This is a genomic window from Corallococcus llansteffanensis, from assembly GCF_003612055.1.
In the GTDB taxonomy this organism is placed as follows: domain Bacteria; phylum Myxococcota; class Myxococcia; order Myxococcales; family Myxococcaceae; genus Corallococcus; species Corallococcus llansteffanensis.
The window spans coordinates 1-11,332 of the sequence record NZ_RAWB01000329.1; the positions used below are offsets into that span (position 1 = coordinate 1).

The 11,332-nt window shown below is 70.9% G+C and carries 10 protein-coding genes; 5 read left to right on the forward strand and 5 right to left on the reverse strand.

Annotation, left to right across the window (positions count from 1 at the left end; translation table 11 throughout):
• Window positions 1-1,766 (reverse strand): HEAT repeat domain-containing protein (locus tag D7V93_RS26740; protein WP_244237524.1); only part of this gene is annotated, 1,766 nt, incomplete at its 3' end.
• 239 nt (window positions 1,767-2,005) lie between these two features.
• Here D7V93_RS26740 and D7V93_RS26745 point away from each other — a divergent pair.
• Both D7V93_RS26745 and D7V93_RS26750 read left to right on the forward strand, forming a co-directional pair.
• Complete coding sequence (locus D7V93_RS26745; RefSeq protein ID WP_244237525.1) at window positions 2,006-2,893, forward strand: NAD(P)H-dependent flavin oxidoreductase; 888 nt, start codon at window positions 2,006-2,008, stop codon at window positions 2,891-2,893.
• 424 nt (window positions 2,894-3,317) lie between these two features.
• On the forward strand, window positions 3,318-3,692 hold the full coding sequence (locus tag D7V93_RS26750) for a helix-turn-helix transcriptional regulator (RefSeq protein ID WP_120646092.1): 375 nt from the start codon (window positions 3,318-3,320) through the stop codon (window positions 3,690-3,692).
• Between the two features lie 19 nt (window positions 3,693-3,711).
• Here D7V93_RS26750 and D7V93_RS26755 read toward each other — a convergent pair whose 3' ends face one another.
• Window positions 3,712-5,112, reverse strand: coding sequence for a sensor histidine kinase (locus tag D7V93_RS26755; protein ID WP_120646093.1), 1,401 nt, complete (start codon window positions 5,110-5,112; stop codon window positions 3,712-3,714).
• 134 nt (window positions 5,113-5,246) lie between these two features.
• Complete coding sequence (locus D7V93_RS26760) at window positions 5,247-5,855, reverse strand: phospholipase D family protein (protein WP_120646094.1); 609 nt, start codon at window positions 5,853-5,855, stop codon at window positions 5,247-5,249.
• Window positions 5,856-5,974: 119 nt separating this feature from the next.
• On the opposite strand from D7V93_RS26760, the gene D7V93_RS26765 reads away from it, so the two are divergent.
• The 3 genes from D7V93_RS26765 to D7V93_RS26775 are packed head-to-tail and all read left to right on the forward strand — an operon-like array spanning window position 5,975 to window position 9,609.
• Entirely contained in the window at window positions 5,975-6,649 is a 675-nt protein-coding gene (locus tag D7V93_RS26765; protein WP_120646095.1) for a TetR/AcrR family transcriptional regulator, read from the forward strand.
• A 37-nt stretch (window positions 6,650-6,686) separates the two neighbouring features.
• On the forward strand, window positions 6,687-8,138 hold the full coding sequence (locus D7V93_RS26770; RefSeq protein WP_120646096.1) for an aldehyde dehydrogenase family protein: 1,452 nt from the start codon (window positions 6,687-6,689) through the stop codon (window positions 8,136-8,138).
• Between the two features lie 31 nt (window positions 8,139-8,169).
• A complete protein-coding gene (locus D7V93_RS26775; RefSeq protein ID WP_120646097.1) occupies window positions 8,170-9,609 on the forward strand; it encodes an aldehyde dehydrogenase family protein in 1,440 nt (479 codons plus the stop codon).
• A gap of 60 nt (window positions 9,610-9,669) precedes the next feature.
• On the opposite strand, the gene D7V93_RS26780 is transcribed toward D7V93_RS26775, so the two are convergent.
• Window positions 9,670-10,089 (reverse strand): hypothetical protein, encoded by a 420-nt coding sequence (locus D7V93_RS26780; protein ID WP_147451339.1) that lies wholly within the window; start codon window positions 10,087-10,089, stop codon window positions 9,670-9,672.
• Between the two features lie 26 nt (window positions 10,090-10,115).
• The coding region (locus D7V93_RS26785) for an ABC-F family ATP-binding cassette domain-containing protein (RefSeq protein WP_147451340.1) at window positions 10,116-11,332 on the reverse strand (1,217 nt) is incomplete at its 5' end.

Genomic DNA, 11,332 nt, shown 5'->3' on the forward strand with positions numbered 1-11,332 from the left:
GGCGGGGACACGGCGGCCGGAGGAATGGGCGGCACGAAGGCGACCGGACGCGGCGGGGACGCCGGGGCGGGGCCTGAAGCAAAGGACACCGGGCCGCCGTTGGCGACCCTCGCGGGCACGGCCCCGTGCATCGCGGAAGGCGCGGCATGGGCCACGCCCACGGCGGCGACGGCGAGCGCGGGGACAGCCATCGGAGCCGCGGTCCACTGCGAATCGTTCGCGGCCAGCGCGACCGCCGGCTGCTGCGCGGCGTGCACCGCCTGCTGTGCACCGTTTGCGGCCACCTGCTGTGCGTTGTGCGCAGCCGCCTGCTGCGCGGCGTGCTGCATGCCCTGAGCGGTGGCCTGCTGCGTACCGAGCACCGCCACCTGCTGCACCGCAGCCTGCTGCGCGACGCTCACGGCCTCCGGGGCCAGGCGTACGGGCGCCGCGACCTTCACTTCCAGCGTCGCGCGCACGGGCTTCACGGGCAGCGTCGCCAGCCGGCGGATCTCCCGGCGCCGGTGCGCATCATCCAGCGTCACCACGGCCGACACGTCGTGCCCGAGGATGCGCGACAGGCTCTGCGCCGCCGCCTTGCGCACGCGCGACTCGCCGTCGTCCAGCGCCTCCAGCAGCAGCATCCGCGCGTTCTCACCCCGACCCGCGCCCAGCGCCAGCGCCGCCAGCGCGCGGACCTCCGAGTCCGTGTCGTGGATGGCGTCCTCGCCCAACCGCCGCGCCGTCTCCCCTTCCAACCCCAGCGCCAGCAGCGACGCGCGCCGCCGCACCGACCGGTCCGAGTCCTTCATCGCCTGCGCCAGATGCGGCGCCGCGTCCCGGGGCGCCAGCACCAGCAGCGCCTTGAGCGCCGCGATGCGCACCTCCGGCACCGGCGACGACAGGAGCGGCGACACCACCGACGCGCCCTCCTCCCGGCACAACCCCGCGAACGCCTGGAGCAGCGCCACCTGCGCCGCCGCGTCCGTCTCCGCATGCAGCGCCGCCGCCAGCGCGGGCGCCGCCGCCGGATGCGCCAGCGCCTTCAGCCGCTCCGCCGCGCGCACCCGCGCCGCCGCGTCCGCCGCCGACAGCTCGCGCACCGAGAACCCGAACAGCGTCTCGTCCGTGGGGCTGCCCACGTGCCCGGACAGCTCCGCCATCTGCTCCGGGCTCACCCGCAGCCGGCCCTCGTTCTGCAGCCGCTGCGCCTCGCGCGCCACCGGCGACAGGCCCGCGTCCCCCGCCACGAAGGCCGCCGAGGCCCGCTGCGGGATGGGCGGCGCGGGGCGCTCCGTCCACGGCACGATCGGCTCGGACGCCTTGTTGAGCGGCACCGCGGGGCCCCGCATGGGCACACGCACCGGGGGCACCGTGTCGTTGCGCAGAATCACCTCGCTGCGCAGCTGCGAGATGAACGACGCCAGGTCGAACCCCAGCTCGTCGTCGTCCCCGTCCACACCGCCGCGCGGCTGCCCGGACGAGTGGATGCGGCTTGCGTCCAGCAGCTTCTCCATCAGCTGGTTGCGCTCCAGGCGCAGCGCGTGGTTGAGCCGCGTCAGCTCCTCCCGCTCCGCCTGCGCGCGGCCGCTGCGCACCTCCAGCTCCGCCAGCTCGCGGCGCAGGTCCAGCTCCCGCTGGTGCGCCTCGGACAGGTCCTCCTTGAGGTGCGTCAGCTCGTCGCGCGCATTCGCCAGCTCGCCATGCAACTGCTGCGCACGGGCCTCGAAGTAGACGATCTTTTCGAGTGCGCTCTTGAGCAGCGCGTCCGGACGCTCGTCACTCACGGCTGGATCTGGCCTCCCCGCGAAGGCGCTCGGCGGCGCTCCCTGGTTCGCGACACCGAAGGGACTCCCCGGCTTTTCCGACCTCGGTCGGGGGGCGCACCTTACGTCAGCCCTACGTGCTACGTAAACCACGGAAACAGCAGGGGTTTTCCCCTCTGAAAACACGCTGCGATTGACAACGCATCCCAGGCCGATTTTTCGGCCTCGCGCCCGCGCGCACGCATGTTCCAATGCGCCGCATGTCCCCTTCGCGCATCGACACCGCCGTGACCCGGATGTTGGGCATCCGCTATCCCATCATCGCCGCGCCCATGTTCCTGGTCTCCAACGCGGCCCTGCTGGAAGCCGCCGGCCGCGCGGGCGCCATCGGCGCGGTGCCGTCACTCAACTTCCGCACCGCGCAGGCGTACCGGGACTTCCTCGCCACGTTCCCGAAGGACGTGCCCTTCGGCGTGAACCTCATCCTCAAGTGGGCCGAGCGCCTTGAGGAGGACGTGGCCGCGACGGTGGAGCGCAAGGTGCCGCTCGTCATCACCAGCCTGGGCGACCCCACGCCCGTGGTGGAGCGCGTGCACGCGTACGGCGGCAAGGTGTGGAGCGACGTGATTTCGCTGCGCCACGCGGAGAAGGCCGTGAAGGCCGGCGTGGACGCGCTCGTCGCGGTGGGCTCCGGCGCGGGAGGCCACGCGGGGAACCTGAGCCCGATGGTGCTGGGGCCGTGGCTCAAGCAGGAGCTGGGCGTGCCGGTGGTGCTCGCGGGCGCGCTCTCCACCGGGCGCCACCTCGCGGCGACGCTCGCGCTGGGCCTGGACGGCGCGTACCTGGGCACGCGCTTCCTCGCGACGGAAGAGGCGGGCGCCGCGGCCGACTACAAGCAGGCGCTGGTGGACTCCAGCCCCGAGGACCTCGAGTACACGAAGGAGGTGACGGGCGTGCACGGCAACTTCCTCAAGAGCGCGCTGGAGCGCTTCCGCGCGGGCCAGGGCAAGGCGTGGAAGGACACCTGGAGCGCGGGCCAGGGCGTCGCCTTCGTCAAGGACGTGCTGCCCGCCGCCACCGTCGTGGAGCGCATGGTGCGCGAGTACACCGAGGCGCGCGCCGCGCTGCCGTCCGTGGACGTGGGCTGAAAAGTTCCCGTGGCACCCGCCGGGTGCAAGGCCCGCCTTCCGGCACTTCGCGCCGGAAGCGCGCGGTCTCCCCGGACCCTCGAAAACGTCCGGAACCTCGCGGAACAACCTCGCGGGTCGTGCGACCTCTCACGGCCTTCCCGTGACGTCCTGGGAGGGGAACGGGCGTGCGCGCCTACCACCCCGGTTCGACGCGCGCGCAGCCCGCGAAAAAAGCACCCGGAAGCCTTGCGAAACGCGCGCGTGAGAACGGCGGAAACCGCGATTTGTCGCGGGTTTGCGGCGCTGCTCCGCACGTCCGGAGATGTCAGACCCCACTCGTAATCTGTGTCTCACGAGGTCACGCACGGCAGCGACTTCTCCCCGGTACCTCTCCGTCGAAAAGCGGGGGGAGAAGCTTCTCTTTCGACAGGTTTTCCACGCCATGGAACAACGACTGGCCACCCTCATTGGAAACGCAGTCCGCGCGTCCCGGCAGCGGCTGGAGCTGACGCAGGCCGATGTGGCCGAGCGCGTCGGCATCGCCACCGAGGTTTACGGGCGGCTGGAGCGCGGGCACATGCTGCCCAGCGTCCGGACACTGCGGAAGCTGTGCCTGGTGCTCAGCTGCTCGTCGGATGTGTTGCTCGGGTTGAGCGCGACGGCGACCATCACCGAGGACGGCGCGCCGCAGCTCGCGGAGGATCCGCCGGAGTACCGCGAGCGTCCCGAGGTGCGCCGGCTGATGCGCACCGTGCGCAAGCTGGACTCCCCGCGCCTGCGGCTGTTGGGGCAGGTCGCGCACGCGCTGGAGCGATGAGCGCCAGCGCTCGCGGCTGCTAGTCCGCGGCGGGCTCCACGACCGCATCCACGGGGACCGCGCCGTCTCGGCGCGGAGGCTGGGAAACGGGCCTCGCGGCGGGCAGGCGGAGGATGAAGCGCGCGCCGCCCTCCGGGCGGTTCTCCGCCTCCAGCGTGCCCCCGGCGCGTGCCACGTACTCGCGGCACAGCGCCAGCCCCAGGCCGGTGCCCTTGCCGGGCGGCTTGGTGGTGAAGAAGGGCTCGAAGAGGCGCGGCAGCACGGCCTCGGGGATGCCCGGGCCGTTGTCCTCCACCTCCACGCGCACGTGCTCATCCTCCATGCGCGCGCGCAGCACCACGAAGGCGGCCCGGTTCGTCTTCGCGGACTCCAGCGCGTCGGCGGCGTTGATGAGCAGGTTCACCAGCACCTGCACCAGGTGCCGGGGCGTGAGGCGCGCGGGGGCGAGCCCCTCGGCCACGTTGCGCTCCACCCGGGCGAGGCTTCGCAGGCGCACCGACGCCAACCGCTGCGCTTCGGCCAGCGACTCCGCGACGTCGCAGGACTCCTGGCCGCCGGACTCCTCGCGGGAGAACAGGCGCAGGTCGGTGATGATCTGCTGGATGCGCACCACGCCCTGCTGCGTCTCCTCCAGCACGCGCCGCACGTCCTCCAGGTCCGCGGGCACGCCCTCGGCCCACTCCTCTTCCAGGTAGCGCAGGTTCGCCGTCACGTACGCGAGCGGGTTGTTCACCTCGTGGGCCACGCCCGCCGCGAGCTGCCCCACCACCACCAGCCGCTCCACCTCCGCGCGCTGGCGCTCCGCCCTCACGCGGCGCAGCTCGCTGTCCGCCAGTTGCCGCAGGGCCTCCACGCGCTCCAGGTGCGCGGACTGCTCGGCGCCCTGGAGGCGGCGGAAGGTCTCCGCGCCGTGGGCGGACACCAGGAACACGAAGATGAGGCTGGCGGACTGGCTGAGGAACGTCGACACGGAGCCGCCCGCGAGCCACGTGAGCGCCAGCACGCAGACCAGCGTGCCCACGATGGCGAACCACACCGGCAGCCGCTGGCCCGGGATGAAGACGGCGACGAAGAGCGGCACCGTGAAGAAGGAGGAGTACAGCGGGCTGGCCAGGCCCCCGCTGGCGTGGATGCTCACGGTGAGCGCCGTGAGGCTCACCACGCCCGACAGGATTCCGCTCACCGGGTTGCGCAGCCAGCCTGCGCCCACGAGCGCGCCCAGCAGGACGAAGGCCGCGGCCCACGCCAACTGGACCCCGAAGAACACCGGCCGCACGCCTCCCAGGACGAGCGGATGGGTCAGCGAGCCCAGCGCGATGAGCAGCGCGCACAGCCAATAGGTGCGCCGCTTCACGAGCCGACTGGCGCGGGCGTTCGCGGCCGCGTCGTTGCCCTGCGTCTTGGAGCCGAGGAGCGCCACCCGGGGTCAGTCTGCCCGGATCCGCGGCGCGGCGCTCGCGGAGTCCACGCGGACGGGCCCGGACGACACGCGATGCGCGTCCAGCAGCCAGCGGGGGCGAGCAGCGAGGTCCAGCTTCATGCGGTGTCCTTCCGTCAGCGACGCAGCCGCCGGGACTGACCCAGGCGCACCGCATCCCTCCCCCGTTTCTTCGCCTGTCCCACGCCGGAGGGCAAGATGGGGTCCGGGCAGACGGCACGAAGCCGGCACCCTTGGCACTCCGCGCCATTCCACACTGCGTCAAAAAGGGCCGTTGTCCGGTCGATGACGTCGAAGTCCTCGGTGACGAAGCCCATCTCGAAGTTGCGGACGTCGTCCCCCTTGGCGCCCAGCCCCGCGCCGGTGAGGTTCGCGCTGCCCAGGTAGACCCACGCCCCGTCCACCACCACCGCCTTGAAGTGCACGCGCGGGCACACCTTCAGTTCCAGCCCGCCCCTCACCAGCCGCGAGCGAGCGTCGAACGCGGCCCGGAACGGCCGGCTGGGCAATTCCGCGTGCAAGAGCCGCAGCGCGACGCCGCGTGCCGCCAGCCCGTCCAGCACCTCCAGCAGCGGGACGAACTTCCCCCCGGCTCCCTCCACGTACATGGCCTTCACGTTGGCCGTGGCGATCCACACCGACTCGCGCGCATGGGCCAGCTTGCTCAGCACGACCTCCCGGTACAGCGCGCTGCCCGACAGCACTTCCGCGTCGATGGGCCTCATGATGTCACCCAGCGTCGCACACGAAACTACACGGCACCATTCCCCGGCGACCGTCCGGCGCAAGAAGAATGACCCCAGGTCAGCTTGACGGATGACCTGGGGTCACTTAACTCCGGCTCATGGTGGGAGCATTTACACCCGGGCGCGCGGGGCCTGTGCGGGCGCGGCGGGACGAGGACAAGGAAGCGCGGCGGCGGGAGCTGCTGGACGCGGCGCGGGCGCTGTTCGAGGCCACGTCGTTCGCCGAGGTGAAGATGGCGGACGTGGCGGCGCGGACGCGGCTGGCGAAGGGGACGGTGTTCCTCTACTTCCCCACGAAGGAGGCGCTGTTCCTGGCGCTCCTGGACGACCTGCTGACGGCGTGGTTCGCGAAGCTGAACGGGCGGCTGGCCGAAGGTGACGGGGCGTGGACGGCGGAGGAGCTGGCGCGCGCGGTGGCCGCGTCGCTGGAGGGGGAGGAGACCTTCACGCGGCTCTTGGCGTTGATGCAGACGGTGCTGGAGCAGAACGTCACCGTCGAACAGACGCGGCGGTTCAAGGAGCGCGTGCTCGTCGCCATGGGCGCGACGGCGGTGCTGCTCCAGCAGCGGCTGCCCTTCCTCACCGCCGGGGACGCGGGGCAGCTCATCCGCCACGTGCACGCCCTGATGACGGGCCTGCGGCAGATGGCGGACATCGCGCCGGTGGCGCGCGAGGTGCTGACGCTGCCGCACATGGCGCCCCTGCGCGTGGACTTCACCGCCGAATTGACGGCGGCCATCACCACCCTTCTTCGCGGGCTTCAGGCCCGCTGACCCCGCTGCACACGTCTGTTCCGAAACGGAGCCCGTCATGCTGGAAGCCGTCGCGTCAATCCTCCCCAAGCCCTCGTCGGAGATCGACCGCATCCCGGCGGTGTTCGCGTCGCAGCGCGCGAACCGCTGGAACCTGTCGCGCAGCACGCCCGCCGAACGCATCGCCCGGCTGCGCAAGCTGCGCGAGGCCATCATCGCGCGCCGCGCGCAGCTGGCCGAGGCCATCCACCAGGACTTCCGCAAGCCGGCGATGGAGGTGGAGCTGACGGAGATCCACCCGACGCTGGAGGAGCTGAACCACACGGTGAAGCACCTGAAGGGGTGGATGAAGCCCAAGCGGGTGGCGACGCCGCTGACGCTCAAGGGTGCGTCCAGCCACGTGCGCTTCGAGGCCAAGGGCGTGGTGGTCATCCTGTCGCCGTGGAACTACCCGTTCCAGCTGCTGGCCGCGCCGCTCATCGCGGCCATCGCGGCGGGCAACGCGGTGATGCTCAAGCCCAGTGAGAAGACGCCCCACACGTCGCGCTTCCTGGCGCAGCTGGTGCGGGACGTGTTCCCGGAGAACGAGGTGGCCGCGTTCGAGGGCGGGGCGGACGTGGCGGAGGCGCTGCTCCAGCAGCCGTTCGACCACTTCTTCTTCACGGGCAACCCGAACATCGGCCGCAAGGTGATGGCGGCGGCGACGAAGTTCCTCTCCAGCGTGACGCTGGAGCTGGGCGGCAAGTCGCCGGTCATCATCGACGAGTCCGCGAACCTGACGGCGACGGCGGAGGCGCTGGCGTGGGGCAAGTTCGTCAACGCGGGCCAGACGTGCGTGGCGCCGGACTACATCTACGTGCCGGCGTCGAAGCAGCAGGCGTTCCTGGAGGCGCTCAAGACGGTGCTGACGCGCTTCTACGGGGCGACGGAGGCCGAGCGGCAGGCGAGCCCGGACTTCGCGCGCGTGGTGGATCCGGTCGCCTGGAAGCGCCTCAAGGAGGTGCTGGACCGCACGGTCGCCGCCGGGGCCAGGGTGGAGACGGGCGGCACAGCGGACGGGCCCTCGCGGTACGTGTCCCCCACGGTGTTGTCCGGGGTGACGAAGGCGATGCCCATCATGGAGGCGGAGATCTTCGGGCCGGTGTTGCCGGTGCTGACGTACGAGCGGCGCGAGGAGGTCTACGCGCACATCAACGAAGGCGGAAAGCCCCTGGCGCTGTACGTCTTCGCGCAGGACTCCAAGGTGGTGGAGGAGGTGCTCCAGCACACGACGTCGGGCGGGGTGGTGGTGAACAACGTGCTCATCCACGTGGCGAACCCGAACCTGCCGTTCGGCGGGGTGGGCATGAGCGGGCTGGGGAACTACCACGGGCACTACGGCTTCAAGACCTTCAGCCATGAGCGGGCGGTGATGGTCCAGTGGATGAAGTCGCTGGCTTCGGTGTTCTTCCCGCCGTATCGGGGGAAGACCCAGGAATGGGCCTCCCGCGCGACCCGGATGCTGGAGTAGTCCGGGCCTGGAGCAGGGAAAAGGAGCCGGCATGCGCGTGGTGTCCGTGGAAGAGGCCCTGGTCCCCAGCGACCTGCAGCAGGTGTTCGACCGCCTGCAGGCGCGCCGTTGGGCGCTGGCGAAGACGGGGCCCAAGGAGCGCCTGGCGCGGCTGGACAAGCTCAAGGCGCTGCTGCTGGAGCGGCGCGAGGAGCTGGCGGACGCGCTCCACGAGGACTTCCACAAGCCCGCGGCGGAGGTGGAGGCGACGGAGATCCTCCCGGTGCTGCTGGAGCTGGCGCACGTGCAGAAGCACCTGAAGGCGTGGATGAAGCCGCGCAAGGTGGGGGCGCCGCTGCTGCTCGCGGGCACGCGGAGCGAGGTGCACCCGGAGCCCAAGGGCGTGGTGCTGATATTGGCGCCGTGGAACTACCCGTTCCACCTGCTGGTGTCGCCGCTGGTGGCGGCGGTGGCGGCGGGCAATGCCGTAGTGTGCAAGCCGAGCGAGAAGACGCCGGGCACGGCGCGCTTCCTGGCGCAGCTGATCAGGGATGTGTTCCCTGCGGACGAGGTGGCGCTGGTGGAGGGCGGGCCGGAGGTGGGCGAGGCGCTGCTGCGGCTGCCGTTCGACCACTTCTTCTTCACCGGCGGCCCGCGCGTGGGCCGGCGGGTGATGGAGGCGGCGGCGCGGCATCTGGCGGGGGTGACGCTGGAGCTGGGAGGGAAGTCGCCGGCCATCGTGGATGCGTCCGCGGACGTGGACACGGCGGCGGAGCGGATTGTCTGGGGGAAGTTCCTGAATGCGGGGCAGACGTGCATCGCGCCGGACCACGTCTGGGTGCACGCGTCGAAAGAGGAGGCGCTGCTCGCGGGGCTGAAGGCCGCGCTGGAGCGCTTCTACGGCAAGTCGGAGGAGGCGCGGCGGGCGACGCCGGACTTCTGCCGGATGGTGGATGACGGCGCGTTCCGGCGGGTGACGGGGTTGTTGGACCGCACGGTAGCGCAGGGGGCGCGGGTGGTGGCGGGCGGCGGCGTGCACGCGGAGACGCGCTTCATCGCGCCCACGGTGCTGGCGGACGTGACGCCAGAGGCGCCAGTGATGGAGGAGGAGATCTTCGGGCCGCTGCTGCCGGTGCTGCGCTTCGAGTCCCTGGACGAAGTGGTGACGCAGGTGCGCGCGGGCGGCAAGCCGCTGGCGATGTATGTGTTCAGCCAGGACGAGGCGACCGTGGAGCGGCTGTTGAAGGAGACGAGCGCGGGCGGCACCGTGGTGAACAACGTGGTGTTGCACAACGTGAACCCGCACCTGCCCTTCGGCGGCATCGGGCAGAGCGGCGTGGGCGCGTACCACGGGGAGACAGGCTTCAAGGCGTTCAGCCACGAGCGCGCGGTGGTGCGCCAGGGCCGCACGGCGTTCACGAACCTCTTCTTCCCGCCCTACCGGGGCAAGGCGCCCCGGCTGGCGCGGCTCGCGAGCAAGCTGTTCGAATAGCTGGGCCTGCAGCTCAACCCTGCGTCCTGCTCAAGCCGCGGGGTCATCCGAAGCCGCGCGTTACCGGCGCAGGTTCGGATACGGATCCTCAAGCGTGGACTCCCGCCACACACTCACGCGGGCGCGCTCTATCGCGGCATGGAAGTCGAACGCGCCCACGGCATCGACACGGGATGGAGCATCCCCCCACTCCGTGTCATCCCCGCGCCGGACCTGGGCCTTTCCCTCCATCGCGAGGAAGCAGGCCACCGCCGCCGCCAGCCAGGGCTCCTCCGAACGGATCCGCATACAGGCCTCCGTCCCTTCCTCCATGTCGAGGTCCACGCGCTCGCCGGCGCGCTCCCGGCTCCTCAGGTAGAGCCAGGTCCAGCTTCGCGAGGCGGGATTGTCGGAGTCCCCATCCGAGTCGATGTTGTGCAGGTCGCCCCAGAGAAACGCGATGACGAGCCGGAAGTCCGGACGTTCGTGAAGCGGCTTCACGAACCACGTAGCCCCGGGGCGCTCCATCAGCTGCGCAGGCCCGGCGCTTCCTGGCCCGTGCGCGCGACGTACTCCGTGTAGCCGCCGCCGTACTTGTGGATGCCGTCCGGCGTCAGCTCCAGGATGCGGTTGGACAGCGCTCCCAGGAAGTGCCGATCGTGGGACACGAACAGCATCGTGCCCTCGTAGCGCGACAGCGCGGTGATCAGCATCTCCTTCGTGCCCATGTCCAGGTGGTTCGTGGGCTCGTCCAGCACCAGGAAGTTCGGCGGGTCGTAAAGCATCTGCGCCATCACCAGACGCGCCTTCTCACCGCCCGACAGCACCCGGCACTTCTTGTCCACTTCGTCCCCGCTGAACCCGAAGCAGCCCGCCAGCGCCCGCAGCGAACCCTGCCCCGCGCGCGGGAAGGAATCCGACAGCTGCTCGAACACCGTCTTCTCCCCGTCGAGCAGGTCCATCGCGTGCTGCGCGAAGTAACCCATCTTCACGCTGCCGCCCAACGCCACCGTGCCGTCATCCGGCTGCGTCGTCCCCGTCACCAGCTTGAGCAACGTGGACTTGCCCGCGCCGTTCACGCCCATCACCGCCCAGCGCTCCGCGCGCCGCACCAGGAAGTCCAACCCCTCGTAGATGGTCCGCTTGCCGTAGCCCTTGTAGACGTTCTTCAGGTTCACCACGTCGTCACCGGAACGCGGCGGCGGCTGGAACTCGAAGAGCACCGTGGAGCGACGCTTGGGCGGCTCCACCTTTTCAATCTTCTCCAGCTTCTTCACCCGGCTCTGCACCTGCGCCGCATGCGACGCGCGGGCCTTGAACCGCTCGATGAACTTGATCTCCTTCGCGAGCATCGCCTGCTGACGCTCGTACTGCGCCTGCTGCTGCGCCTCGTTCTGCGCGCGCTGGCCTTCGTAGAAGTCGTAGTTGCCCGAGTACGTCGTCAGCGAGCCACCGTCGATCTCCACCACCTTCGTCACGATGCGGTTCATGAACTCGCGATCGTGCGACGTCATCAGCAGGCCGCCCTCGTACCCCTTGAGGAAACCCTCCAGCCAGATGAGCGACTCCAGGTCCAGGTGGTTGGAGGGCTCGTCGAGGAACATCGCGTCCGGCCGCATCAGCAGGATGCGGGAGAGCGCCACGCGCATCTTCCAGCCGCCCGACAGCGCGCCGACGTCGCCGTCCATCATCTCCTCGGTGAACCCGAGGCCCGCCAGGATCTCCCGCGCCCGCCCCTCCAGCG